This window comes from Streptomyces sp. NPDC040545, assembly GCF_055595065.1.
Genome location: NZ_JBVIWA010000011.1, coordinates 72,709 through 98,856 on the forward strand (window position 1 = coordinate 72,709; position 26,148 = coordinate 98,856).

Below are 26,148 nucleotides of genomic sequence, written 5' to 3' on the forward strand. Positions count from 1 at the left end.
CCGCGGCCGGCCACCCCGCCGGGCCGATCCGGCAGGATCCGAAGGAGACGGCCTAGAAGACCGCGACCCCCGCCCGCGTCAGACGCCAGTCCACCGAAGCGAACTGCGCCGGGTCGACCGTCCCCTTCGCCTTCACCCACTGGATGATCGTGTTCCGGATCTCGTCCGAGTTCGACCACAACTGCTTCGCCTGCGGCACGTGCGGGAAGTTCCCGCCACCCGAAGCCCGGTAATTGTTGACCGCCAGCACGAACTGCGCCGCCGGATCCACCGCCTTCCCCTGGAAGGTCAGCCCCGTGATCCGCGAACCCGCCGGCTGCGCGATGTCGATGTCGTACGCCAGCCCGTACACCGCGTCGTAGTTGTAGTCCGGGATGCTCTCGGCATTCGTCAGCTTCGCCGGATCCACCGGAACACCCGGCGCCGTCTGCACGTAATACCGCGCCGAGTACTCCAGATAATCCTTCACCTGCGCACCCGTCAGCAGACGCGCCTCCATCGTGTTCTCGAACGGGTACAGCCCCGCCGCGTCCTTGATCGTCACCTGACCCGCCGGGATCGCCGCCGTCCGCGAGAAGCACGACGCCTGCGACAGCACCGGAAGCGCCGCCCACTGCGTACCCGCCAGCGCCGCCTTCACCGTCTCCGCCTGCACGTGGTTGATCAGATCGATGATCGCCACGTCCTTGACCGGCCCCTCCGCCGACGACATCGCCTGCGTCGACGTACCGATCACCTGGTTCACGTACGCCACGACCTTGCGGTGCTCGTCCGACAGCAGCCGAGTGATCTTCGGGTCCTCCGCCACCGTGTTCGAGTTCAGCACCTTCGCCGCGACCTTCGCCACCGACCAGCGGCCCTTCGCCCACGTCAGCTCGAAGTCGAACAGCGTCAGCCGCTGCCCCCACTTCAGCGGCTCCGACAACACCACGTCCTTGCCGGTCGCCTTGTTCTTCACCCGGTACTCGGGAATCTCCGTGTGCGCATGCCCCACCAGGATCGCGTCGATCCCCGGCACCTGCTCCGCCACCAACGCCGCCGCGTTCTCGATGTACGGCAGCTGGTCACCGTACGAGGACGTCCCGCTCGAACCCGAATGCGCGGACACGATCACCACATCGGCCCCCATCGAGCGGAGCTTCGGCACGTACTTCGCCGCCTGCTCCTCCAGCCCCGGGAACGTCATCTTCCCCTGCACGTTCGCCTTGTCCCAGATCGCGATACCCGGGTTCGTCAACCCCAGCACCGCCACCTTCACATCACGCCCCTGCGGAGTCCGCAGACAGTGCATGCTGTACGGCGCGAACGCCGGCCGCAGCGTCCGCGCATCCAGCGCGTTCGCCCCCAGCAACGGGAAGTCACACTGCTCCTCGAACTTGCGCAGCACCGGTATCCCGTAGTTGAACTCGTGGTTCCCCAGCGCCGCCGCGTCATAACCGATCGCGTTCATCGCCTGCGCCATCGGGTGCACCGGACCCCGCCGCGCGGTGATCGGATCCACCTTCGCGTAGTAGTACGACAGCTGCGTGCCCTGGATCGTGTCACCCGCGTCGATCAGCAGCGTGTTACGCCGCCCCTTCTCCGCCCGCACCTGCTCCACCAACGTCGAAATCTTCGCCAGACCGACGTCGTTGTGCGCCTTGTCGTCGAACTCCTTGTCCGTGAAGTAGTCCCAGTTGAAGACATTCCCGTGCAAGTCGGTCGTACCCATCACCGTGAACGCGTACGTCCGCGCCCGGGACCCGGACCCCTCCACATCCTGCGGAGCCGCCGCGGCCGGAGCGCTCGTGGCCCCCGCCAACGCCACAGCCGCACCCGTCGCCGCCGTACTACCCAGGAAAGTCCTACGGTCGAACGCCATACCATCTCCCTTTTGAGGCCTGAACAACGCGCGTAGATTCTGACCCAGCGGTAACAAGCCGCAACACCCCCACCAGGTTTCGATCCGGTGACCACACCCGAACGAGCGACAGTGCGACAGTGAAACCATGACCCAGGACGCATCGCACCAGCCCTACGGAACCCCCGAAGTACCCCGCGTAGCAGTCCGCGGCGAAGCCCGCATCGAAGTCGACCCCGAGATCGCCCGCATCGGAATTACCGTCAGCGCCCGCGGCACCGACCGCCGCACCGCACTCGAAGACCTCACTCGCCGCAACAACGCCGTCCTCGACCTCATCAAGAGCTACGGCGACCCCGTCGAAAAACTCGAAACCGGCGCCTTCTCCATCACCCCCGAACTCACCCGCCACGGCCGCGCCGAACGGGTCCGCGCCTACCACGGCCGCGTCCACATCACCGCCGAGCTCAGCGACTTCACCACCCTCGGCGAACTCACCACCCGCCTCGCCGACCTCGAACTCACCGAGGTCGACGGCCCCTGGTGGGCCCTGCGCCCCACCTCACCCGCCCACGGCCAAGCCCGCCGCCAAGCCGTCCTCGAAGCCGTCCAACGCGCCCGCGAATACGCCGAAGCCCTCGGCGCGAACCTCGCCGCCCTCGTCGAACTCGCCGACCTCGGCGCCGAGAACGCCGCCCCCTTCACCCCCGCCCCCGGCGGCGGCATGCGCACCATGGCCTTCAGCGCCACCGAAGACGCCGGCCCCCCGCCCCTCGACCTCGAACCCCAACGCCAGACCGTCTACGCACAGGTGAACGCCCGCTTCACCATGACCCCTCCACAACTCTGAAGAACCCACAAAAGACGCCCATGGGGGTGCTCATCAGAGCACCCCCATGCACATTCAACACTTGTCAACAACCTTTTCCCCAACGGTTGTTGATTGGACACCCGGAAGCGATTACCTACCCACAGGTAGGGGAATACGCTCGCCTCATGCGCCGAGCGAAAATCGTATGTACCCTGGGCCCCGCAACCGACTCATACGACCAGATCAAAGCACTGGTCGAAGCCGGAATGGACATCGCCCGCCTCAACCTCAGCCACGGCACCACAGCCGAACACGAGGAGCGCTACCAGCGCGTACGCAAGGCCTCCGACGAGACCGGCCACAGCGTCGGCATCCTCGCCGACCTTCAAGGCCCGAAGATCCGCCTCGGCCGCTTCCGCGAAGGACCCGTACTCCTTGAACGCGGTGACGAATTCACCATCACCGTCGAAGACCACGAAGGCGACCGCCACACCTGCAGCACCACCTACAAAGGCCTCGCCACCGACGTCACCACCGGCGAACTCATCCTCGTCGACGACGGCCGCGTCACCCTCGAAGTCACCGCCGTCGACGGCCCCCGCGTCCACACCCGCGTCATCGAAGGCGGCATGGTCTCCGACCACAAAGGCCTCAACCTCCCCGGCGTAGCCGTCTCCGTCCCCGCCCTCTCCGAAAAAGACATCGAAGACCTCCGCTGGGCCCTGCGCACCGGAGCCGACGTCATCGCCCTCTCCTTCGTCCGCAGCGGCCGCGACATCGAAGACGTCCACCGCATCATGGACGAAGAAGGCCGACGCCTCCCCGTCATCGCCAAGATCGAAAAACCCCAAGCCGTCGAAAACATCGACGACATCGTCGCCGCCTTCGACGGCATCATGGTCGCCCGCGGCGACCTCGGCGTCGAAATGCCCCTCGAACAAGTCCCCATCGTCCAAAAGCGCGCCATCAAACTCGCCAAGCGCAACGCCAAACCCGTCATCGTCGCCACCCAAATGCTCGACTCGATGATCGACAACTCCCGCCCCACCCGCGCCGAAGCCAGCGACGTCGCCAACGCCATCATCGACGGCACCGACGCCGTCATGCTCTCCGGCGAAACCAGCGTCGGCAAATACCCCATCGAAACCGTCCGCACCATGTCCCGCATCGTCGAAGCCGCCGAAGAAGACATCCTCGCCAAGGGCCTCCCCCCGCTCACCGACCGCAACAAACCCCGCACCCAAGGCGGAGCCGTCGCCCGCGCAGCCGCAGAAATGGGCGACTTCCTCGACGCCAAATTCCTCGTCGCCTTCACCCAGAGCGGCGACACCGTCCGCCGACTCTCCCGCTACCGCTCACCCATCCCCCTCCTCGCCTTCACCCCCGACCCCGCCACCCGCTCCCAGCTCAACCTCACCTGGGGCGTCGAAACCTTCCTCGGCCCCCACGTCGACTCCACCGACGCCATGGTCGCCCAGGTCGAAGAAGAACTCCTGCGCATCGGCCGCTGCGTACCCGGCGACATCGTCGTCATCACCGCCGGCTCACCCCCCGGCGTCACCGGCTCCACCAACCTCGTCCGCATCCACCACATCGGCGACGCGGTCCGCTGACCCACGCGAAACACCGCGTCGGGCCCGCCCCGACGCGGTCACCCGCCCCCCGCACCTACCAGCCGAACCGACGATCCACCACCGCCGCGAACTCCTCGAACGACAACACCGCATCCCCATTCGCATCAGCCGCATCGAACAACGCCGACGACGCCACCGCATCACCCACACCCCAGAACGGCAGATCACCCCGCGCAGCCAGAGTCGGCCCCTTCGACCGCAGCGCCGAGATCACCTCCGCCCGCGTCAGCTCCCCGTCCTCGTTCAGATCGAGCGCGTCGAACAGCTTCCGGGCCTTCTCACTCATCACACATTCCTTCGTCGACCGATCCCTTGACCTCAACCTAACCTGAGGTCATACGGTCGCCACATGACGATCAAGGAATACCCCCAGCAGCAGCTCGCCGCCCAGCCCATCGGCTACTGGAGCCGCGCCGCGGCCGATCTGGTGATCGGCGGCCTCCGCACCGCCCTCGCCGAGGAGAGCCTCACCCAACCCCACTGGTGGACCCTCAACCACGTAGCCGGCGCCCCCGGCGAATGGACCCGCAAGGCCCTCACCGCAAAGCTGACCCCCTTCGACGACCAGAACACCGACTTCGAGGCCGTCTACGCCGACCTCACCGCCCGCGGCTGGCTCACCGAGACCGACGACCGCCTCACCCTCACCGAAGCCGGCGAAGCAGCCCGCCTCCGCGCCCACGACCGCAACGCCAAGGTCCACGCGACGATGCGGCAGGGCATCGACGACACCACCTACGCAGCCACCATCGACACCCTCCGCCGCATGGTCGCCAACCTCGGCGGCAACGGCGACCTCCCGTAACGCCATACTGGCCCCCCACGACGGACACACGCAGGGGATCGACCGGATGACCACGCAGCGACCGCACCACGACTGCGAACCCCGCCCGGGCACCTGCCGCCTCCCCGAACCATGGATGTGCGACGTGTTCTACGTCGACGGAAGCCTCCGCGACATCACCGTCGCCGACACCGACGACACGGACTGGCAGCAGGTCCTACGCCACCTCCGCGGCGCCGCCGTCCAGCTCACCTGGTACGACGGCGCCGAGGGGCGGGACCTCGACCCGAACGACACCAGCGACCCGTTCGCCACCATCGAGGACGGCTACGTCGCAACCCTCGGCGTCCGATACGGCCACACCCGGTTCTCGGCCCATCTCCCGGTCGACGGCATCGAATTCTCCCTCTGGCCCGACGCCATCGAGGACGGCGCCCACGTCGCCGACGTGCTGCGCTTCCTGACCGAACTGGGCACGGCATGCGCCCGCCCCGCCGTCCTCACCGCCGAAACCGCCACCGGCCACCACGAGCTGCCGCCCCTGATCACCTACGACCCGTCCACCGGGACCACCACCCACCGCTGAAGCTAGTACTTCGGCCCGATGTGGGCGTCCATGAGGGCGACGCAGGCCTTCCGTGCGACGGAGACATTGAACGGATCACTACCCCGGGCCAGGACCGTCCACCGGACCCCGACCGCGGTGAGCGTGTCGGTACAGAGCTTCCGGATGTCGTCGGACTTGTTGGTGAAGAAGTACCGCGGGTACTCGTAGCGCTTCCCGTTGCGCACGGTCCAGTTGGTGACCCGACACCCGTCGGAATGGATCAGCCCCCGCAGGAACTCCCACGGATGCGCATCGACGATCTCCTGCTGCCACCCTTCGAGCACGATCCGCCGCGCATGCTTCTTGCCGGGCCCGTGCTGCGGAAACAGGCACGTCCAGTGCCGCCCGTAGCTGGTGACGTTGACGCAGCCTTGGCGCTGCAGCAGGCACACCTTGTCCTCGGGGCGGACGGCCGTGATCGCCTCCCGGCATTGCTCGATGAGCCCGGGCCACGCGTCTGCACAGGCGATGCGGAGGTACTGGCCGCCACGCGGGTGGGGACTGATGCAGCCGTCGCCGAGATAGAGACCGAGGAGGTACGCGTACGAGGCGACATCGGCAGGTCCTGCGCAGGGTGCGGCCTGATTGAGCAAGCGGGGTAACGGCTCGACCCGGGAACGCCACGCACGGATCGCAGACCGGGATATCCCGGTTTCCTTACTGACGGAGTTCATGCTGCGCCCGTCGGCGAGCAGGTTCAGGGCGCGTATGCGCGTGTCCACGTCGTACATGTGGCCGATACTGACGGGCGAAATCGACGCACGCAGCACAATTCGCCGGGCTTCGCCGAAACGAGTCATGGTCACGCGAAGATCGCGTGACCATGGAATTCAAGATATGTGCCCCAGGTGGGATTCGAACCCACACTGTCCGCTGTTTGAGAGCGGCCTCTCTGACCAGTTGGAGTACTGGGGCCTAAGAAACGAAGGCTCAGGGGAGCCCTGCGCGAGACCACCTTACCGCAGCTAGGTAGGCTCGGGGGAGCTTGTTATGCCCCGTAAAGAGGAGCCTTCGTGACCGCCGAGCACGAGTCGACGCCCACGCCCGACGCCGACCAGTCGCACGTTCCGCCGCTGACGACCCGCGTCGTCATCGCCGAGGACGAGGCGCTCATCCGTCTCGATCTGAAAGAGATGCTCGAAGAAGAGGGCTACTCCGTCGTCGGCGAGGCCGGCGACGGCCAGACGGCCGTCGAGCTCGCCCGCGAGCACCGTCCCGACCTGGTGATCCTCGACGTGAAGATGCCCGTCCTGGACGGGATCTCCGCGGCCGAGAAGATCGCGGAGGAGTCCATCGCGCCCGTCCTGATGCTCACCGCGTTCTCGCAGCGCGACCTCGTCGAGCGGGCCCGGGACGCCGGTGCGATGGCGTACCTCGTGAAGCCGTTCAGCAAGAGCGACGTGGTGCCCGCCATCGAGATGGCCGTGTCGCGCTTCGCGGAGCTGCGCGCGCTGGAGCAGGAGGTCGCGGACCTCTCGCAGCGGCTGGAGACCCGCAAGCTGGTGGACCGTGCGAAGAGCATCCTGCAGACGCAGTACGGGCTGACCGAGCCGGCCGCGTTCCGCTGGATCCAGAAGTCGTCCATGGACCGTCGGATGTCCATGCAGCAGGTCGCCGAGGTGGTCATCGAGGACGCCGAGGCGAAGAAGAAGGAGAGCGGCAAGTAGCGGCCGCCTCCCGGACAGGCGTGAGGCCCGCCTCCCCCCGAGGGGAGGCGGGCCTCACACGTTGTGTCAGTCCTCGCCGAGGTAGGCCTTGCGGACGTCCTCGTTGTGGAGGAGGTCGCGGCCGGTGCCGGAGAGAACGATCTTGCCGATCTCCATCACGTGCGCGCTGTCGGAGAGCGAGAGCGCCGCCTGGGCGTTCTGCTCGACGAGCAGGATGGTCATGCCCGTGGCCTTGAGTTCCTTGATGGTCGCCATGATCTTCTGCATCATCAGCGGGGACAGGCCCATGGAGGGCTCGTCGAGCATCAGGAGCTTGGGGCGGGACATGAGCGCGCGGCCCATGGCGAGCATCTGCTGCTCGCCGCCCGAGAGGGTGCCGGCGGCCTGCTTGCGACGCTCGCCCAGGATGGGGAACATCTCGTAGGCGCGCTGGACGTCCTTCTCGATGCCCTCCTTGTCGGTGCGCAGGAAGGCGCCGAGCTGGAGGTTTTCGGCGATCGTCAGCCGGGGGAAGATGTGGCGTCCCTCGGGGGAGTGGGCGAGGCCCAGGGAGACGATCTTGTGGGCGGGGACGGCGGCGAGGGGCTGGCCGTCGAAGGTGATGCTGCCGCTCTTGGGCTTGATGAGGCCGGAGAGGGTGCGCAGGGTGGTCGTCTTGCCGGCGCCGTTGGTGCCGACGAGGCAGACGATTTCGCCTTCGTTGACTTCGAAGGAGATTCCCTTGACGGCTTCGATCTTGCCGTAGGCGACCTTGAGGTCTTCGACCTTGAGCAGTGCGGTCACTTGGCCTCTCCTTCCGTGCTGGTGGTGCTGGTGGTGCTGTTCGAGTCGGCGTCGGCCGGGGCGTCGGTGGCGGCGTCGTTGTCGGCGTCGGCCTCCGCTTCGGGTTCGGCGTCGGTCTCGGTGGCTTCGGCGGTGGCTTCGGCCTCCGTCTCGGCCTCGGCGTCGGCGTCGGCCGCAGCCTCGTTCTCCGTCTCGGCGGTGGCCTCGGCTTCGGCGGCGGCTTCGGCTGCCTCGACGGCGGCGTCGTCGGCGGCGCCCGGGTCGCCTTCGAAGGGCTCGCCGAGGTAGGCGGCGATGACGCGCTCGTCGCCCTGGACCTCGGACGCGGTGCCTTCGATGAGCTTTTCGCCCTGGACGAGGCAGGCGACGCGGTCGCAGAGGTTGAAGATGAAGCGCATGTCGTGCTCGATGACGAGGACGGCGATGCCCATGTCGCGGATGGCGAAGATGAGTTCTTCGGCAGCGCGGGTTTCCTGCGGGTTCATGCCGGCGGTGGGCTCGTCCAGGAGGATGAGGCCGGGGTCGCTGGCGAGGGCGCGGGCGATTTCCAGCTTGCGCTGTTCGCCGTAGGGGAGGTTCTTGGCCAGGTGCTGGGCCTTGTTCTCCAGGCCGATGAACTCGAGGAGTTCCATGGCGCGCGCTTCGCTGGCGGCTTCGGCCTTCTTGAAGCCGGGGCCGCGGAGCAGGGCGGACCAGAGGCCTTCCTTGGTGCGGGTGTGGCGTCCGACGAGGACGTTCTCCAGCACGGTCATGTTGTGGAAGAGCCGGATGTTCTGGAAGGTGCGGGCGATGCCGGCCTCGGTGACCTTGTGGGGCTTGGGAGGCAGGACGGTGCCCTTGTAGCTGACGGATCCCTCGGTGGGGACGTACAGCCCGGTGAGGCAGTTGAAGAAGGTGGTCTTGCCGGCGCCGTTGGGGCCGATGAGTCCGACGATCTCGCCCGAGTTGACCTGGAGGTCGACGTTCTTGACGGCGGTGAGGCCGCCGAAGCGCATCGTGACGCCCTTGGCTTCGAGAACCGTGGTCTTGGTGGTGGTGTCCGTGGTGGTCGTCATGGTGTTCACGCCCCCGCCTTGGCGGTGGCCAGGTCCGTGGGGGCCTGGTCAGCGGTGTCGTCGTGGAACTCGAGCTGCGCGCGCTTGTTGGCGATGAGGCCTTCGGGGCGGAAGCGCATGAGCAGGATGAGGGCGATGCCGAAGGCGAGGAGCTGGTAGTCCTGGAGGAAGGCCAGCTTCGCCGGGATCAGGAAGAGGAGTGCGGCGCCGAGGATGGGGCCGCGGATGGTGCCCATGCCGCCGAGGATGACGGCGGCGAGGAGGAACGCGGAGTTCGGCGGGACGGGCCCGGCGAAGACGTAGTTCTCGGGGACGACCGTGCTGTTGACGTGTGCCTGGACGGTGCCGGCGAGGCCGGCGAGGGTGGCGCCGAGGGCGAAGGCGATGAGCTTGACCTTGAAGCCGTTGATGCCCATGGCTTCGGCGGCGGTCTCGTCTTCGCGGATGGCGACCCAGGCGCGGCCGATGCGGCTGCTGCCGGCGCGGGCGAAGACCACGACGACGAGGGCCATGACGAGCAGCATCAGGAAGTAGTAGTTGGCGTAGGCGCCGAGGGTGATGCCGCCGACCACGTGGGATTCCCCGAAGTTCCACCCGAAGATTTCGAGGTGGGGGATGTTGGGGATGCCGTTGGGGCCGTTGGTGATGTCCGGGCCGGAGGTGCCGTCGAGGTTGCCCATGGCGATGCGGAAGATTTCTCCGAAGCCGAGGGTGACGATGGCGAGGTAGTCGCCGCGCAGGCGCAGGGTCGGGGCTCCGATGACCACGCCGAAGATGAGCGAGGCGAGGGCGCCGACGATGACCGCTGCCCAGAAGGGCAGGTGGATGCCGAAGGCGGATGCGGTGCTTCCGGAGACCAGGGCTGCGGCGTAGGCGCCGACGCCGAGGAAGGCGACGTAGCCGAGGTCGAGGAGGCCGGCGAGGCCGACGACGACGTTGAGGCCGAGGGCGACGGTCGCGAAGATCAGGATGTTGACCGCGATGAGCGTGTAGGTGTCGCCGCTCTGCTGGATGAAGGGGAAGGCGATGGCGGCGGCCGCGGTGCCGATCAGGGTGACCTGGCGGTACTTGGCGGTGAGGCCGCCGAGGCGGGCGAAGAGGCCGGACTTGTTCAGCGCGAAGGCGGCGAGGCCGACGGTGATCAGGTAGGCGACGAAGAGCTGCGGTTCCTTGTCATCGGTGTCGATGCCGAAGGTGATGACGAAGAGGCCGATGGCGAAGACGCCGGTGATGATGAGGATCTCGGCCCAGGAGGGCAGCTGCTTGGCGGGGGCCGCCTTGCGGGTGTCGTCGGCGAGCTTGTTCACGGCGAGGACCGGGATGAGCGTGCCGAGGAGGGCGACGTAGGAGCCGGGTTCCAGGTTGATGACTCCGCCGAGGACGACGGTGATGGCGATGACCGTGAACCAGGTGGCGGCGAGGTTGCCGAGGGTGAGGAAGAAGAGGGCTTTGCGGGTGCCGTTGGGGGCGAGCCAGCGGAAGCCCTTGACGCCGAGCGCGGAGAGCGCGAAGGCGAGGGTGAGGGCTGCGCCTGCGAGGGTGACGTACTGGATGTCGGCGGGGCTGCCGTAGTAGGTCAGGTCTCCGGGGAATTCGGAGGTCCAGGTCCACGCGAGGAAGGCGCTGACGATGGTGAGGAGGCTGCCGGCGATGACCGCGTAGAGGAGGGTGGTGGGCGCGGGGCCCTGCTTCACCGTGTCGGCGGTCTGCGGGGTGGTGTTGGTGGTCATGGTTCTCACGCCCGATCCGCGACGCGCTCACCGAGCAGGCCTTGTGGCCGCACGAGGAGGACGACGATGAGGAGTACGAAGGCCCAGACGTTGGACCAGGCGCCACCGCCGAGCTGCGACATGCCGGGGATGTCTTCGATGTAGGCGATCGAGAGGGCTTCGGCGAGTCCGAGGACGACGCCGCCGACCATGGCTCCGTAGATGTTGCCGATGCCGCCGAGGACGGCTGCGGTGAAGGCCTTGAGGCCGAGGATGAAGCCCATCTCGAAGTTGATCTGGCCCTTGTCGAGGCCGTAGGCGACGGCGGCGACGGCGGCGAACGCGGCACCGATGGCGAAGGCCATGACGATGATGCGGTCGGTGTTGATGCCCATCAGCTTCGCGGTGTCGGGGTCCTGCGCGGTGGCCTGCATGGCGCGGCCGCTGCGGCTCTTCTGGACGAAGATGCCGAGGGCGAGCATGCAGAGCGGGGCGAGGATGAGGACGAAGAGGTCCGCGCGCTGGATCGCCAGACTGTCGGTGATCTTGAAGGCGGCGCCCTTGAATTCAGGGAAGCTGACGGCCTTCTTGGCGTCCGGGTAGAACTGCCAGACGAGCTGCTGGAGCGCGATCGAGAGGCCGATTGCGGTGATGAGGGGTGCGAGCCGGGGGGCGCTGCGCAGTGGGCGGTAGGCGAAGCGTTCGGCTGCGCAGGCCACGGCGACGGAGGTGGCGGCACCTCCGACGATCATGACGGGTATCGCGATCAGCAGGGAGGTGCCGGTCGGGAGGATGGCGTAGGCGCTGAGCGCGCCGAAGCCGCCGATCATGAAGATCTCGCCGTGGGCGAAGTTGATGAGCTGGACGATGCCGTAGACCATGGTGTACCCGATGGCGATGAGGCCATAGAGAGCACCGAGGGCCAGGCCGTTGGCCAGCTGTTGCGGCAGTTCGTGCACCGCAGGGCCTCCGATGAGCGTGTCGGATAAGACTCCGCGCGAGGGCGCTGTTTGCGCCCTCGCGCGGCGATTGGTTCAGGTGGTGCGGGTGGTGCTGGGGGCTACGGGCTTACTGGTTGAAGGTGTCGCTCTTGACGTCGACCCACTTGCCGCCCTCGACCTTGTAGACGGTGAGCTGCTTGTTGGTGGTGTCGCCGTACTCGTCGAAGGCGACCTTGCCGGTCACGCCTTCGAAGGAGACCTTGCCGAGTGCCTCGACGACCTTGGCGCGGGCGTCGGTGGGCAGCTTGCCGCTGTTGGCGGCGACGGCGGCCTTGACGGCCTGGATGACGGCCCAGCCGGCGTCGTAGGAGTAGCCACCGTAGGCGGCGTACGGGTCCTTGTAGCCCTCGGCCTTGTAGTCCTCGATGAACTTCTTGGCGGTGTCGAGCTTCTCGACCGGGTAGCCGATGGAGGTGGCGAGGTCGCCTTCGTTGGCCTCACCGGAGGCGCTGATGAAGGCGGGGTCCTGGATGCCGTCGCCGCCCATGAGGGGGACGTTGGCGCCGGTCTTCTTGATCTGGTCGGCGAGCAGGCCGCCCTCGGGGTACTGGCCGCCGAAGTAGACGGAGTCGGCGCCGGAGGTCTTGACCTTGTCGGCGGTGGAGGAGAAGTCGGTCTCCTTCACGGTGACGTGGTCGGTGCCGACGACCTCGCCGCCGAGCTTCTTGAACTCTTCGGCGAAGATGGCGGCGAGGCCGGCGCCGTAGGTCTGCTTGTCGTCGACGATGAAGACCTTCTTCTTGCCGGCGTCCTTGAAGAGGTACTGGGCGGCGAACTTGCCCTGGACCACGTCGGTGGCGGCGGTGCGGAAGTAGGTCTTGAAGCCGCGCTTGAACTCGCCCTTGCCCCAGTTGTCGCCCTGGCTGAGCGCGGGGTTGGTGTTGGCGGGGGAGACCTGCGCCAGGTTGGCGGAGGCGAAGACGCCCTGCATCTGCTGGGCTACGCCGGAGTTCAGCGGGCCGACGACGCCGAGGACGTCCTTGTTGCCGACGAGCTTGGTGGCGTTGGCCTGGCCGGAGGCGGGGACGGCCTGGTCGTCGAGGGCCTCGACCTTGAACTCGATGCCCGGGACCTCGTTGTTCTTGTTGGCCGTCTTGGCCGCGAGGTCGACGGAGTTCTTGATGCCCTGGCCGAGCGCGGAGAGCGAGCCGGTGAGCGGGGCGTCCACACCGATGACGACGGTGGTCTTCTTGCCGCCGCCGTTGTCCTTGGAGTCTCCGTCGCGCGATCCGCAAGCGGTGAGGGTCAGTGCTCCCGTGGTGATCACGGTGGTGAGGACGAGCAAAGAACGGTGTCGCACGATTCTTCCTTTCCCTGGCGCGGCTCTCTCGTGAGAGGTGCCGTTAGGTCGCCGGGCCGCACTGGGAGGTCCACGGCCGTGCTGATTGCGCCCTGCGGCGCGGTGACTGGCCGTGACTCTAGGCCCGAGGTGGCGAGCACGGGGAGCAGGGAAAGGAGGATGTGACGCTCTTGTTATGCCAAGGCCAAGAATGTGTAGCGGGAGTGTGGACAAATCGGACGTTTTCTTACCTTGGGGGGTGTCCGCATCCTGAGAATTACCAGTTCTCCTAAGGGGCTTGAGGCCTTCATGCACCTGTCTTAGATCATTTTCGGCCGAATGTGGCTGCGCGTGTCCAAAGGAATCCTCCGAGTGGGCTTTCTTAAGGGAAAAGGCGGATTAGGGCCCTCATGTGCATTACGCAGAGTGACGGTCAAGAGGGCAGTTTCGAAACCGAATGGATCTTGTTCGAGTGGCGGTACGGCCCCTCACCTGCGGTTCGGCCCTGCGGGGGTATCTGACCGGAAGGCGGACACCGCACTCGGGAATGCGGTGACCTCGGTCACGTCGGCGGGCGCCAGTTCTCCGAACTCCGCGTCGCGCCGCCCTCGGCGGCGCAGCGCTGTGCCACGAACCGGTCGATCAGCTCAAGTGCCTTGTCCCGCCCGGCAGTTCGTTCCTCGGCACGCCCTGCGGCCACCGCGTCCTCGTGGATCGCGTACTGGTCGTTGGACAGGCCCTTCTGCTCCCAGTCGAGACCGGACCATTTGGTGCCCAGGAGGGTCTCCTTCGCCCAGTAGGACACGAGGCTCGTGCACACCTGTACGGGCGAGGGGGGAGCGGAGGCGGGGGCGGTGGAAGGGCTCGCGGAACCCGCCGCGGGGGTGGGCGCGGAGGATGAGCATCCGGTCAGGGCGAGCGCCGCGAGGAGGGTGTGGGCGGCGTACCGGGCCGTGCGTGGCATGGTCCCCATGGGGGGACGGTAGGCCGTGACCATCGGTGACACAACAGATGTCACCGTGAAGCGTGCGGACTGGCGGATTCCGGGCGGTTGGCGGGCGCGGTGCCGTCCGGGAACGCACGCAGGCCCGGATCCGCCGCCGTGCGGGCGGGGTCCGGGCCTGTCGGGTGGTGCGGTGATGTGGTGTGACCGTCGTGCCGTCGTGCCGTGTGGCCGGCGGCCGGGGGTCAGGCGCCCGCGGCGGCCTGGTCGGCGTCGCGCAGCAGGCAGGTCAGGCGGGCGGTGCAGATCCGCTTGTCCTGCTCGTCGGTGATGACGATCTCGAAGGTGGTGGTCGAGCGGCCGCGGTGCACCGGGGTGGCGACGCCGGTGACGATGCCGGAGCGGGCGCCCCGGTGGTGGGTGCAGTTCAGGTCCACGCCGACGGCGATCTTGGTGATGCCGCCGTGCATCATGGCGCCGACCGAGCCGAGGGTCTCGGCCAGCACGGCCGAGGCCCCGCCGTGCAGCAGCCCGTACGGCTGGGTGTTGCCCTCGACGGGCATGGTGCCCACGACGCGGTCGGCCGAGGCCTCCAGGATGCGGATGTCCATCCGCTCGCCCAGGTGTCCCGCCGAGAACAGCGAGGGCAGGTCGATGCCCAGGGCCGCGTACTCGTCGAGCACCTCCTGCGGGAACTTCACTGCGTGCTGCTCGCCCATGGTCAGGCTCCGTTCGTCAACGATCGTTAACCGTCTTGTCCTGAGGTCGTTCTATCAGGCCGGTTCGAACCGCACGACGACGGACTTGCTCGCTGGGGTGTTGCTGGTGTCCGCGGTGGAGTCCAGCGGGACCAGCACATTGGTCTCCGGGTAGTACGCGGCCGCGCAGCCGCGGGCGGTCGGGTAGTGCACGACGCGGAAGCGGGGCGCGCGCCGCTCCACGCCGTCCTTCCACTCGCTCACCAGGTCCGTGTACGCGCCGTCGGCCAGCCCCAGCTCGGCCGCGTCGGCCGGGTTCACCATGACCACGCGGCGGCCGCCGGTGATGCCGCGGTAGCGGTCGTCGAGGCCGTAGATCGTGGTGTTGTACTGGTCGTGGCTGCGCAGGGTCTGCAGGAGCAGCCGTCCCGCCGGGACGCGCGGGTACTCCACGGGCGCGGCGGTGAAATTCGCCTTGCCGGTCTTCGTCGGGAAGCGGCGCTCGTCGCGCGGGGCGTGCGGGAGCTGGAAGCCGGCGGGGCGGGCGACGCGGGCGTTGAAGTCCTCGAAGCCGGGGATCACGCGGGAGATGCGTTCGCGGATCGAGGCGTAGTCGCGCTCGAACTCCTCCCACGGGGTGGCGGAGGCCGCGCCGAGGACCGCGCGGGCCATGCGGGCCACGATCGCGGGCTCGGAGAGCAGGTGCGGGGAGGCGGGGGCGAGGTTGCCGCGGGAGGCGTGGACCATGCCCATGGAGTCCTCGACGGTCACGAACTGCTTGCCGCTCGCCTGTACGTCCTTGTCGGTACGGCCGAGGGTAGGCAGGATCAGGGCCCGCCGGCCGGTGACCGCGTGGGAGCGGTTGAGCTTGGTGGAGACGTGCACGGTCAGGGAGGCACGCCGGATCGCGGCCTCGGTGACCTCGGTGTCGGGGGTGGCGCCGACGAAGTTGCCGCCCATCGCGAAGAGGACCTTGGCCTTGCCGTCGCGCAGGGCCTGGATGGAGCGGACCACGTCGTAGCCGTGCCCGCGCGGCGAGGTGATGCCGAATTCCTTGTCGAGGGCGTCGAGGAAGGCGGGCGCGGGGCGTTCGAAGATCCCCATGGTGCGGTCGCCCTGCACGTTGGAGTGGCCGCGGACGGGGCAGACGCCGGCGCCGGGGCGGCCGATGTTGCCGCGCAGCAGGAGGAGGTTGACGACCTCGCGGATGGTGGCGACGGCGTGCTTGTGCTGGGTGAGGCCCATGGCCCAGCAGACGATGGTGCGCTTCGAGGCCAGGACCATGGCCAGTGCCCGCTCGATCTCGGGGCGGGTCAGGCCCGTCGCGGTGAGGGTCTCGTCCCAGTCGGCTTCCTTCGCGGCGGCCGCGAGTTCCTCGTAGCCGTGGGTGTGCTCCCGGATGAAGGCCTCGTCGGTGGCGCCCTCCGTCTCGATGACGAGCTTGTTGAGGAGGCGGAAGAGGGCCTGGTCGCCGCCGATGCGGATCTGCAGGAAGAGGTCGTTGAGGGCGGTGCCCTTCAGCATGCCGACGGGGGTCTGCGGGTTCTTGAACCGCTCCATGCCGGCCTCGGGCAGGGGATTTACCGAGATGATCTTCGCGCCGGCGGACTTGGCCTTCTCCAGGGCGGAGAGCATGCGCGGGTGGTTGGTGCCCGGGTTCTGGCCGGCGACGATGATCAGGTCGGCCTGGTGGAGGTCTTCGAGGGAGACGCTGCCCTTGCCGATGCCGATGGTCTCGGTCAGTGCGGAGCCCGAGGACTCGTGGCACATGTTGGAGCAGTCGGGCAGGTTGTTGGTGCCGAACTCGCGGGCGAAGAGCTGGAAGAGGAACGCGGCCTCGTTGCTGGTGCGGCCCGAGGTGTAGAAGAGGGCCTCGTCGGGGGAGTCGAGGACGGTCAGCTCCTCGGCGATGACCTCGAAGGCCTTCTCCCAGCTGACCGGCACGTACCGGTCGTCGTCCCCGGCCGTCGCCCCGCGTTCCAGGAGCATGGGTTCGGTGATGCGGCCCTGCTGGCCCAGCCAGTAGCCGGACCGCGTGGCGAGGTCGGCCAGCGGGTGCGCGGCGAAGAACTCGGGGGTGACCCGGCGCAGCGTGGCCTCTTCCGCGACGGCCTTGGCGCCGTTCTCGCAGAACTCGGCCGTGTGCCGCTTGTCGCCCTCGGGCCAGGCGCAGCCCGGGCAGTCGAAGCCGTCCTTCTGGTTGACCTTGAGGAGCGTGCGGGCGGTGCGGGCCACGCCCATCTGCTGATGGGCGATCCGCAGGGTGTGCCCGATCGCCGCAAGGCCTGCGGCCGCCTGCTTGGGCGGTGTGACCTGCGGTGCGTCCTGTACCGGATCGCCTGTGGGCGGCTTGGTCGCCATCGCGCTCCCCTTCGAGCGTACGTACGTATGCAGCACGTGTGGCCGCGTCCGTCGATCCTTGCACGGACCACGGAACGAGGGGAGGGCGGTCCGGTGCTCACCGCGCCCGCGCGGGTGCGCCGGGGGCGTCCGGTGGGGAGGATGCGCCGGGGGAGGCGACGGGCCGGAATTGTCGGTGGGGGCGCCTAGGATCGGGGGCGTGGCAGATTCATCAGCGAAGAAGACCGACCAGCCGCCCGCAGCGGACCGTCCCCGCCTGATGCTCATGGACGGGCACTCCCTGGCCTACCGGGCGTTCTTCGCGCTGCCCGCGGAGAATTTCACGACCGCGACGGGGCAGCCGACCAACGCAATCTACGGGTTCGCGTCGATGCTGGCGAACACGCTGCGCGACGAGGCGCCCACGCACTTCGCGGTGGCGTTCGACGTCTCCCGCAAGACGTGGCGCTCGACGGAGTTCCCCGAGTACAAGGCGAACCGCTCCAAGACCCCCGACGAGTTCAAGGGGCAGGTCGAGCTGATCGGCGAGCTGCTCGACGCGATGCACGTGCCGCGGTTCGCGGTCGACGGCTTCGAGGCCGACGACGTGATCGCGACGCTGGCGACGCAGGCGGAGGCGGCCGGCTTCGACGTGCTGATCGTCACCGGCGACCGGGACTCCTTCCAGCTCGTCTCCGAGCACACCACGGTGCTCTACCCGACCAAGGGCGTCTCCGAGCTCACCCGGTTCACCCCGGAGAAGGTCGTGGAGAAGTACGGCCTCACCCCGCAGCAGTACCCGGACTTCGCGGCGCTGCGCGGCGACCCGTCCGACAACCTGCCGGGCATCCCGGGCGTCGGTGAGAAGACCGCGGCCAAGTGGATCACCCAGTTCGGGTCGTTCGCGGAGCTCGTGGAGCGCGCCGACGAGGTCAAGGGCAAGGCCGGGCAGAATTTCCGGGACCACCTGGAGGCCGTCAAGCTCAACCGGGTCCTGACCGAGATGGTCAAGGACGTGGAGCTGCCCAAGGCCCCGGCCGACCTGGTCCGCGCCCCCTACGACCGGACCGCCATGCTCGGCGTGCTGGACGTGCTGGAGATCCGCAACGCCTCGCTGCGCGAGCGGCTGCTCGCCGTGGACCCGGGCGCGGCCGTCGAAGAGGCCCCGGCTCCGGCGGCCGGCGTGGAGCTGGACGCGTCCGTGCTGGGCACGGGCGAGCTGGCGCCGTGGCTGGAGAGCCACGCGGGCGGGCCGCTGGGCCTCGCGACCGTCGACAGCTGGGCGCTGGGCCAGGGCAATGTCACCGAGATCGCGCTGGCCGCGGCCGGCGGAGCCGCCGCCTGGTTCACGCCCGCCGAGCTGGACGAGGCGGACGAGCGGGCCTTCGCGGCGTGGGCCGCCGACGCGGCGAAGCCCAAGGTCGTGCACAACGCCAAGGGCCTGATGCGGGTCTTCCCCGAGCACGGATGGACCCTCGCCGGCGTTTCCATGGACACCGCGCTCGCCGCCTACCTGGTCAAGCCCGGCCGCCGGTCCTTCGCCCTGGACGCCCTGTCCATGGAGTACCTGCACCGTGAGCTGGCGCCCGCCGCCGCCGACGGGCAGCTGGCCTTCGGCGCCGACGAGACCGCCGAGGCAGAGGCCCTGATGGGGCAGGCCCGCGCGGTCCTGGACCTGGGCGACGCCTTCACGGACAAGCTCGCCGAGGTCGGCGCGGCGGAGCTGCTCCACGACATGGAGCTGCCCACCTCCGAACTCCTCGCGCGGATGGAGCGCTCCGGCATCGCCGCCGACCGCGACCACCTGGAGGCCATGGAGCAGCAGTTCGCGGGAGCCGTGCAGCAGGCCGTCAAGGAGGCGCACGCCACCGTCGGCCACGAGTTCAACCTCGGCTCGCCCAAGCAGCTCCAGGAGGTCTTCTTCGGCGAGCTGGACCTGCCGAAGACGAAGAAGACCAAGACCGGTTACACCACGGACGCCGACGCGCTGGCCTGGCTGGCCACGCAGACCGACCACGAACTCCCCGTGATCATGCTGCGGCACCGGGAGCAGGCCAAGCTGCGCGTCACCGTCGAGGGCCTGGTCAAGACCATCGCCGCCGACGGCCGGGTGCACACCAGCTTCAGCCAGACCGTCGCCGCGACCGGCCGGCTGTCCTCCACCGACCCCAACCTGCAGAACGTGCCGGTGCGCACCGACGAAGGCCGCGCGATCCGCCGCGGCTTCGTCGTCGGCGAGGGCTTCGAGTCCCTGATGACGGCCGACTACAGCCAGATCGAGCTGCGCGTCATGGCCCACCTCTCCGAGGACGAGGGCCTGATCGAGGCGTTCGCGACCGGCGAGGACCTGCACACCACCGTCGCCTCCCAGGTGTTCGGCGTGGAGCGGTCCGCGGTCGACGCCGAGATGCGCCGCAAGATCAAGGCCATGTCGTACGGACTCGCCTACGGTCTCTCCGCCTTCGGTCTGGCCCAGCAGCTGAACATCGAGCCCGCCGAGGCGCGCGGCCTGATGGAGACCTTCTTCGAGCGGTTCGGCGGGGTCCGCGACTACCTCGGCCGGGTCGTCGACGAGGCCCGCGCCACCGGATACACGGCGACGATCTTCGGCCGCCGCCGGTACCTGCCCGACCTCAACAGCGACAACCGCCAGCGCCGCGAGGCCGCCGAGCGGATGGCGCTCAACGCCCCCATCCAGGGCACCGCCGCCGACATCGTCAAGGTCGCGATGCTGCGCGTGGACAAGGCGATCGCCGGGGCCGGTCTGCGGTCGCGGATGCTGCTCCAGGTCCACGACGAAATCGTCCTGGAGATCGCCCCGGGCGAGCGCGAGCAGGTCGAGGAACTGGTGCGGCGCGAGATGGGCGCCGCCGTCGAGCTCCGGGCCGCGCTGGACGTGTCGGTGGGCGTCGGCCCGGACTGGGAGTCCGCCGCGCACTGATCGCCGTACGGCCGGCCCGGCGCCCGTCCCCGCAGCTCACGCGGTGGGGACGGGCGTCCGTGTTTCCTCGTCCGCGGGGCGCCCGGCCCGGTCGTGGCGGTGCCGCAGCCGCACGAGGACCCCGTAGATCAGCAGCGCGACGGCCAGTCCGCCGCCCGCGCCGAAGCAGACGGTCGGGATGATGTCGAGCGGCGTACGGATCCGGTCGAAGAAGTCGAAGAAGCGGAACACGCGCCGGGTGACCCCGGCCGCCACGCACACCACGAGCAGGGCGAGCGCACCCCAGAGCTCCGCGCGGGAGAGCACCGGCACGGACGCGGGCGCCGGGAGGGCGGGAATCCGGCGCAGGGCGGTCACCGTGAACCAGAGCAGGGCGCAGGCGGCGACGGCCGAAGTGCCGTACTGGAGGAAGGAGTAGCCGGGCAGGCCGTAGGCGAGCGGCTCGGCGAGATCGGGCAGCGCGTTCGTGCCCCAGCGGTCGTTGTGCGTGAAGCTGTCCCACGCCACGTGGGTGAGGGAGCCGACGGCCGCCGAGACGTAGAACCAGCCGACGAGCGCGGCCGGCCGGGGACGCTCACGCCATGCTTCGCCCCGCACGAAGGCGTACACCCTGCCCCGCCAGCCGCGCGGCAGGAGCGCGATCAGCGGCTCGCGCAGCAGAAGCCAGAAGCCCACCAGGACGGCCGTCAGCACGGCGTCCAGTGTGAGGACGCCCGGCAGCGAGTGCGTGAAGGCCCCGTACGTCAGAACACCCTCGACGACCGCGTCCGTGAAGTAGAAGGTGTCCGGCGCGAACGACCCGAGGACGAGCGCCGAGGCGACAAGGGGGCCCCGCGCACGCCCGGTCCGACGGATGGCCGGAAGTACGGCGGCCGCGTGGCTGAGAGTGAACGGCATGGCACCTCTCCTGGGACTTTCCGTGGACGTTCCTTACTTCGGGCCAGTGCTCCCGAAGGGTCCAGACAGTATGCGTGACCTGCCTCGGGACGTGGGGATGTGGTGAATTCCCGGTCGCCTTGCGTGCCGTGTGCAGGGAGTTGACGTAGGGTCACGCCGACGTCGAGGGGGAGGGGTCCGGCTCATGTCGGCTCGAATAATCGGACGCAGGCTGCGCAGGGGAACGACGGCCGCCCTGGTCTCCGCTCTGGTGGTCGCCGCGGTGACGGCCTCCCAGGGCCCGGCGGGCGGGAGCACCGACCCGCTCTCCGCCGCCGGGGAGTCCGCCGCGCCGCAGCCGCCGGCCGGGGAGTCCGCCGGCGGCGACTCCGCCTACCTCACCGAACTCCCGCCGCTGATCAGCCCGCAGCCACCGGCGGTGCTGCCGCCGGACGAGGGACCGACGCAGCCGCAGGCGCCGGCGGTCCCCGAGGCCGCCGCCGCGGTGCCGGCCGCGACCGGCCCGACGGAAGGCGCGCAGGGGATACCGGCGAGCGTGCTCGCCGCGTACCTGCGCGCGGAGAAGGCGGTGGGGCAGAGCGACCCGGGCTGCGGACTGCGCTGGCAACTCCTCGCGGCGATCGGCAAGGTGGAGTCCGGGCAGGCGCGCGGCGGGCAGGTCGACGCGGCCGGGACCACACTGCGGCCGATCCTCGGGCCCGTGCTCGACGGCAACGGCTTCGCGAACATCTCGGACACGGACGGCGGGGCCTACGACGGGGACGCCCGGTACGACCGGGCGGTCGGGCCGATGCAGTTCATCCCCTCCACATGGGCGGCATGGGGCCAGGACGCGGACGGCGACGGCCGGCGCAACCCGGACAACGTGCACGACGCGGCCCTCGCGGCCGGGCGTTACCTGTGCGCGGGCAGCCGCGACCTGCGGGTGGACGCGGACCTGGACCGGGCCGTGCTCTCGTACAACCGGTCAACGGAGTACCTGCGCACGGTGCGGTCCTGGTTCACGTACTACCTGAAGGGGACGCACGAGATCCCGGACCGGCCCGGCACGGGACCGGCCACCCCCACGCCGCCGCCCTCGAACCCCACCCCGAAGCCCAGCCCGACGCCGGCCCCTACTCCGACGCCGACCCCTGCTCCGACGCCCACCCCGACCCCTGCTCCGAAGCCCACCCCGACACCGACGCCGACGCCCACGCCGACCCCGACCCCGACGCCCACGCCGAAGCCGACACCCACGCCCACGCCCACCCCGACCCCCACTCCTACGCCGATGCCCAGTCCGACCGTGACCCCGTCGCCGAAGCCCAGCCCCACGGCGAGCTCCAGGCCGACCCCGCGTCCGACTCCGACTCCGAGCCGGACGCCGGCGCCGAGCGCGAGCCCCACCGGCACCCCTTAGGGCAAAAGGAGCTGGGGGCCGATCGCCCTCCCTCTGGATCACGCCGGACGGTTCTCATCTCGACCCCGCGTTGCTACGGTGCCCCACCTCTGACGCCTCATCAGATTTCGGAGCCCCGGCATGCGCGCATTCGTCGCCGCCGTCATCGGCCTCGCGGCCGCGCTGGCCCTCGTGTTCGCCGTCACGGCGTTCGGGGTGCCCGAAGGCGAGACCTCACCCAAGCCCCTGCTCACCACCGCGCCCCCCGCGCCCGGAAAGTAGAGGAGGGCCCCGCCGTGCGACGCAGAGCGAGCCTTGTCCTGCTGGCCCTTGCCGTGTTCTGCGCAGCCCTCGCGCCGCTGCTGCGCTGGTACGCGTACCCCCGCCTCGCCAAGATCCCGCCGAACCAGTACCAGGAGATGGTCCTGGAGGCGAAGGACGCCACGCTCCTCGACTACACCGGCGGCATGCAGCCGAAGAAGGTCGACAAGGTCACCATCGTCCAGACCCTCAAGGGCAACGTCGAGGCGTCCGAGGAGATAGAGGCGAGCGCGGGCAAGGACGTCGTCGTCTGGGACACGCTGTCCTACATCATCGGCCCGGACGGCAAGATGGTCTCCCAGATCCCCGAGCGCTACATCTTCGACGCCCACACCCAGGACCCGGTCCACGCCACCGGGGAGATGGTCGACGGGGACCCCGTCAAGCGCGAGGGCATCGAGTTCAAGTGGCCCTTCTTCACCGAGCCGCGCGACTACCTGTACTTCGACGCGCAGACCCGCACCTCCTCGCCGATCCACTACGCCGGACCGCGCACCTTCAAGGGCATGGACGTCTACTACTTCGAGCAGACCGTCCCGTGGACCAAGGTCGCCATGCCCAAGAAGATGCCGATCGAGGGCATCGACCCGTTGACGATCGAGGCGGCCACCGGCACCACCCTCTGGTACACGGTCAAGGCGAGGTTCTGGGTCGACCCGGTGACCGGCGCACCGGTCAACGCCGAGCAGGACATCCAGCAGGAGATGCGCGGAGGCATCGCGGCCGGCGGCCCCGACGGCAAGCTCACCGCCTTCGCCGGACACGTCACCATGCGCGAGGACTACTCGGACCACACCGTCGACCTCGTCAGGTCGAACCGTACGAAGGTCCTCGCGCTGCACACCTACGCGCCGATCGGCCTGGCCGCCGGCGGGCTCGCGCTGCTCGGGCTGGCCCTGTGGCTGGAAGCCCGCGGCCGCCGGGTCAGCGCCTGAGCCGGGCGTTGGTGTGCCGGGTGGGTTCGGCGGTGGCCGGGTCCTCCGGCCAGGGGTGCTTGGGGTATCGCCCGCGCAGCTCCGCGCGTACGGCCCGGTAGCCGCCCTGCCAGAACGAGGCGAGGTCGGCGGTGACGGCGGCGGGCCGGCCTGCGGGCGACAGCAGGTGCACCAGCACCGGTACCCCCGCCACCCGCGGGGTCTCGGCCAGCCCGAACAGCTCCTGCAGCTTCACCGCGAGCACCGGCTGGCCGTGCTCGGCGGAGTAGTCCACCCGGATCCGGGATCCGCTGGGCACCTCCAGGCGTTCCGGAGCCAGCTCGTCCAGCCGGACGGCCTCCCCGGTGGCCCACGGCAGCAGCCGGTTCAGGGCCTGCCCGGCATCGATCCGCCCGAGGTCGGCGCGGCGCCGGGCCCGGGACAGCTCGGGCTCCAGCCAGTCGCCGGCCCGCTCCAGCAGGGCCCGGTCGTCGGCCACGTCGGGCCAGGCGCCGCCGAGCGTGCGGTGCAGGAAGCCGAGGCGGGCCCGCAGGGTCAGCGCGTCCGGGGACCAGCGCAGCAGCCCGAGCCCCTCGGCGCGCAGCCCGTCGAGGAGGGCGGCCCGTACGAGCGCGGGGTCGGGGGTGCGCAGCGGACGGACGGCCAGTTCGATCGCCCCGAGGCGCTCGGCGGCGCGGGCGACGAGGTCGCCGTCCTCCCAGCGGACCTCTTCCTCCGCGGTGAGCAGGTGCGCGGCGGCAGCGCGGGCGGTGTCCTCGTCGATGACGGCGCCGAGCCGGACCCGGGCGGACGCGGAATGCGGGGGCCTGTCGGCGACGGCGACGGCCAGCCACGGTGCTTGGCGCAGGCCCGATCCGTCGCCGACCTCGGCGGCGGTGCCGCCGGCCATGAGGAACGCCCCCGCGCCCTTGGCCTTGGCGACCCGCTCGGGGAAGGCCAGCGCCGCGACCATGCCTGCGACCGCATCGTCGGGTGCAGCCCCGGCCGCAGCCCCGGCCCCGGTTTCGGCGGTGCGCCCCGCAGGGGAAACGGCACGCTCCAGGCGGCGGGCCTCCGCGCGCCAGCGGGCCGCGTAGCCGTCGCCGCCCGCGCGGGCCTGCCGCCACGCGCCGGCCAGGTCGTCCCCGTACTCGCGCGGCGGCTCCTCGCTCAGCAGGGCCACCACCTCCGCCGCCCGGCGGGCGCCGAAGGCCGAGGAGCCGTCCAGCAGGGCGCGGGCCAGCCGCGGGTGCAGCCCGAGCCGGGCCATTCGCTGCCCGCGCGCGGTGACCGCACCGGCCGGGGACACCGCGCCGACGGCCACCAGCACCTCGCGCGCCGCGGCCATCGCCCCCGCCGGGGGCTGATCCAGCAGGGCCAGCCCGGCCGCGTCCGGGTCGCCCCAGCAGGCGGCCTGCAGGGCGAACTGCGCCAGGTCGGCGATGCGGATCTCCGGCGAGGGGAACGCGGCCAGGCGGCCGTCCTCCGCCTCGGCCCAGCAGCGGTACACCGCGCCCGGTGCCTCGCGCCCGGCCCGGCCCGCCCGCTGGCGCCCGGCCGCGCGGGACGCCCGTACGGTGGCCAGCGCGCCCAGCCCGCGCGCGTGGTCCGTCCGGGGCTCGCGGGCCAGCCCGGAGTCCACCACCACGCGTACCCCGGGGACGGTCAGGCTCGACTCCGCCACGGCGGTGGACAGGATCACCCTGCGGTGCTCCGCGACGGAGAGCACCGCGTCCTGGACGGCCGCCGGGGCCCGGCCGTGGATCTGGAGCACCTCCGCGTCCACCCCGGCCAGCTGCCCGGCGACCCGGGCGATCTCGCCGACCCCGGGCAGGAAGCACAGGACGTCGCCGTCGCGTTCGGCCAGTGCCCGCCGCACCACCGAGGCCACGTGCGTCAGCTGCGCCGGATCCACCCGCATCCCGTGCGGGGGCCGCACCGGCCGGACCGGCGGGGCCCAGACCGTCTCCACGGGGTACGAGACCCCCGCGGCCTCCACCACCGGCGCGCCACCCAGCACCCGCGCCCAGCCCGCGGAGTCCGTCGTCGCCGAGGCCGCCACCAGCCGCAGCTCCGGGCGCAGGGTCTCCCGTACGTCGAGGAGGAAGGCGGCCACCGTGTCGGCGTCCAGGTGCCGCTCGTGGCACTCGTCCAGGACCACCACGTCCACCCCGGTCAGCTCCTGGTCGCGCTGGAGGCGCTGGAGCAGCACCCCGGTGGTCATCACCTCCACCACGGTGTCCGGGCCCGCCACCCGTTCCCCGCGCACGGTGAAGCCGACCGCGCCGCCCACCTGCTCGCCCAGCAGCCAGGCCATCCGGCGGGCCGCGGCCCGGGCGGCGATGCGCCGGGGCTCGGCGACGACCACCCGGCGCCGCGGCCCGCCGCCGACCAGCCCGGCCAGGACCAGCGGCACCAGCGTGGTCTTGCCGGTGCCGGGCGGGGCGCAGAGCACCGCCGTGCCGTGGCCGTCCAGCGCCGAGACGAGCGCGGGCACGGCTTCCCGTACGGGAAGGGCGTCGAGGGCGGCGGTACGGATCACG

At 70.0% G+C, this 26,148-nt stretch carries 22 protein-coding genes and 1 tRNA gene; 9 read left to right on the forward strand and 14 right to left on the reverse strand.

Annotated features, from left to right (window positions below; all coding sequences use genetic code 11):
• Positions 1-52: 52 nt before the first annotated feature.
• Positions 53-1,861, reverse strand: coding sequence for a bifunctional metallophosphatase/5'-nucleotidase (locus ACZ573_RS21575; RefSeq protein WP_471306815.1), 1,809 nt, complete (start codon positions 1,859-1,861; stop codon positions 53-55).
• Positions 1,862-1,988: 127 nt separating this feature from the next.
• On the opposite strand from ACZ573_RS21575, the gene ACZ573_RS21580 reads away from it, so the two are divergent.
• On the forward strand, positions 1,989-2,690 hold the full coding sequence (locus ACZ573_RS21580; protein ID WP_471306576.1) for an SIMPL domain-containing protein: 702 nt from the start codon (positions 1,989-1,991) through the stop codon (positions 2,688-2,690).
• 146 nt (positions 2,691-2,836) lie between these two features.
• Positions 2,837-4,264: a pyruvate kinase gene (gene pyk / locus ACZ573_RS21585; RefSeq protein WP_471306578.1), complete on the forward strand. Its 1,428-nt coding sequence runs from the start codon at positions 2,837-2,839 to the stop codon at positions 4,262-4,264.
• Between the two features lie 55 nt (positions 4,265-4,319).
• Here the strand turns inward: pyk and ACZ573_RS21590 are convergent, their stop codons facing one another.
• Positions 4,320-4,571, reverse strand: a complete 252-nt coding sequence (locus ACZ573_RS21590) for an EF-hand domain-containing protein (RefSeq protein ID WP_030720595.1) — start codon at positions 4,569-4,571, stop codon at positions 4,320-4,322.
• Between the two features lie 63 nt (positions 4,572-4,634).
• Between ACZ573_RS21590 and ACZ573_RS21595 the strand changes: the two genes are divergently transcribed.
• Both ACZ573_RS21595 and ACZ573_RS21600 read left to right on the forward strand, forming a co-directional pair.
• Complete coding sequence (locus ACZ573_RS21595; RefSeq protein ID WP_471306580.1) at positions 4,635-5,090, forward strand: MarR family transcriptional regulator; 456 nt, start codon at positions 4,635-4,637, stop codon at positions 5,088-5,090.
• Between the two features lie 46 nt (positions 5,091-5,136).
• Complete coding sequence (locus ACZ573_RS21600; protein ID WP_471306582.1) at positions 5,137-5,655, forward strand: hypothetical protein; 519 nt, start codon at positions 5,137-5,139, stop codon at positions 5,653-5,655.
• 2 nt (positions 5,656-5,657) lie between these two features.
• Here ACZ573_RS21600 and ACZ573_RS21605 read toward each other — a convergent pair whose 3' ends face one another.
• Positions 5,658-6,407: a helix-turn-helix domain-containing protein gene (locus ACZ573_RS21605; RefSeq protein ID WP_471306817.1), complete on the reverse strand. Its 750-nt coding sequence runs from the start codon at positions 6,405-6,407 to the stop codon at positions 5,658-5,660.
• A 109-nt stretch (positions 6,408-6,516) separates the two neighbouring features.
• A tRNA-Leu gene (locus ACZ573_RS21610) sits at positions 6,517-6,591 on the reverse strand.
• Positions 6,592-6,689: 98 nt separating this feature from the next.
• On the opposite strand from ACZ573_RS21610, the gene ACZ573_RS21615 reads away from it, so the two are divergent.
• Entirely contained in the window at positions 6,690-7,343 is a 654-nt protein-coding gene (locus ACZ573_RS21615; RefSeq protein ID WP_030008501.1) for an ANTAR domain-containing response regulator, read from the forward strand.
• Positions 7,344-7,409: 66 nt separating this feature from the next.
• Here ACZ573_RS21615 and ACZ573_RS21620 read toward each other — a convergent pair whose 3' ends face one another.
• The 8 genes from ACZ573_RS21620 to ACZ573_RS21655 all read right to left on the reverse strand — a co-directional run bounded on the left by ACZ573_RS21620 (position 7,410) and on the right by ACZ573_RS21655 (position 17,172).
• Positions 7,410-8,126, reverse strand: a complete 717-nt coding sequence (locus tag ACZ573_RS21620; RefSeq protein WP_351159636.1) for an ABC transporter ATP-binding protein — start codon at positions 8,124-8,126, stop codon at positions 7,410-7,412.
• Positions 8,123-9,181 carry an ABC transporter ATP-binding protein gene (locus ACZ573_RS21625; protein ID WP_471306818.1) on the reverse strand — a complete coding sequence of 353 codons (1,059 nt, stop codon included), beginning with the start codon at positions 9,179-9,181 and terminating at the stop codon, positions 8,123-8,125. Before ACZ573_RS21625 ends, ACZ573_RS21620 begins: the two co-directional genes overlap by 4 nt.
• Positions 9,182-9,186: 5 nt before the next feature.
• Complete coding sequence (locus tag ACZ573_RS21630) at positions 9,187-10,911, reverse strand: branched-chain amino acid ABC transporter permease (protein ID WP_471306820.1); 1,725 nt, start codon at positions 10,909-10,911, stop codon at positions 9,187-9,189.
• Positions 10,912-10,916: 5 nt separating this feature from the next.
• On the reverse strand, positions 10,917-11,849 hold the full coding sequence (locus tag ACZ573_RS21635) for a branched-chain amino acid ABC transporter permease (protein WP_030762336.1): 933 nt from the start codon (positions 11,847-11,849) through the stop codon (positions 10,917-10,919).
• A gap of 109 nt (positions 11,850-11,958) precedes the next feature.
• Complete coding sequence (locus ACZ573_RS21640; protein WP_471306585.1) at positions 11,959-13,191, reverse strand: branched-chain amino acid ABC transporter substrate-binding protein; 1,233 nt, start codon at positions 13,189-13,191, stop codon at positions 11,959-11,961.
• A 541-nt stretch (positions 13,192-13,732) separates the two neighbouring features.
• Positions 13,733-14,143: a hypothetical protein gene (locus ACZ573_RS21645; protein WP_471306587.1), complete on the reverse strand. Its 411-nt coding sequence runs from the start codon at positions 14,141-14,143 to the stop codon at positions 13,733-13,735.
• 215 nt (positions 14,144-14,358) lie between these two features.
• Complete coding sequence (locus tag ACZ573_RS21650) at positions 14,359-14,832, reverse strand: PaaI family thioesterase (protein ID WP_161290947.1); 474 nt, start codon at positions 14,830-14,832, stop codon at positions 14,359-14,361.
• A 54-nt stretch (positions 14,833-14,886) separates the two neighbouring features.
• Positions 14,887-17,172: an FdhF/YdeP family oxidoreductase gene (locus ACZ573_RS21655; RefSeq protein WP_471306589.1), complete on the reverse strand. Its 2,286-nt coding sequence runs from the start codon at positions 17,170-17,172 to the stop codon at positions 14,887-14,889.
• Positions 17,173-17,437: 265 nt separating this feature from the next.
• On the opposite strand from ACZ573_RS21655, the gene polA reads away from it, so the two are divergent.
• Entirely contained in the window at positions 17,438-20,092 is a 2,655-nt protein-coding gene (gene polA / locus ACZ573_RS21660) for a DNA polymerase I (protein WP_471306822.1), read from the forward strand.
• Between the two features lie 36 nt (positions 20,093-20,128).
• On the opposite strand, the gene ACZ573_RS21665 is transcribed toward polA, so the two are convergent.
• A complete protein-coding gene (locus tag ACZ573_RS21665) occupies positions 20,129-20,989 on the reverse strand; it encodes a DUF4184 family protein (protein ID WP_471306591.1) in 861 nt (286 codons plus the stop codon).
• 184 nt (positions 20,990-21,173) lie between these two features.
• Here ACZ573_RS21665 and ACZ573_RS21670 point away from each other — a divergent pair, with 184 nt between their 5' ends.
• The 3 genes from ACZ573_RS21670 to pgfA all read left to right on the forward strand — a co-directional run bounded on the left by ACZ573_RS21670 (position 21,174) and on the right by pgfA (position 23,626).
• Entirely contained in the window at positions 21,174-22,391 is a 1,218-nt protein-coding gene (locus ACZ573_RS21670; RefSeq protein ID WP_471306593.1) for a lytic transglycosylase domain-containing protein, read from the forward strand.
• A 120-nt stretch (positions 22,392-22,511) separates the two neighbouring features.
• Complete coding sequence (locus ACZ573_RS21675) at positions 22,512-22,652, forward strand: SPW_0924 family protein (protein ID WP_136234312.1); 141 nt, start codon at positions 22,512-22,514, stop codon at positions 22,650-22,652.
• Positions 22,653-22,666: 14 nt separating this feature from the next.
• Positions 22,667-23,626, forward strand: coding sequence for a cell envelope lipid trafficking protein PgfA (gene pgfA / locus ACZ573_RS21680; RefSeq protein ID WP_471306596.1), 960 nt, complete (start codon positions 22,667-22,669; stop codon positions 23,624-23,626).
• Here the strand turns inward: pgfA and hrpB are convergent.
• Positions 23,616-26,147, reverse strand: coding sequence for an ATP-dependent helicase HrpB (hrpB, locus tag ACZ573_RS21685; protein WP_471306598.1), 2,532 nt, complete (start codon positions 26,145-26,147; stop codon positions 23,616-23,618). The two genes, pgfA and hrpB, sit on opposite strands and share 11 nt — an antisense overlap.
• Position 26,148 lies beyond the last annotated feature (1 nt).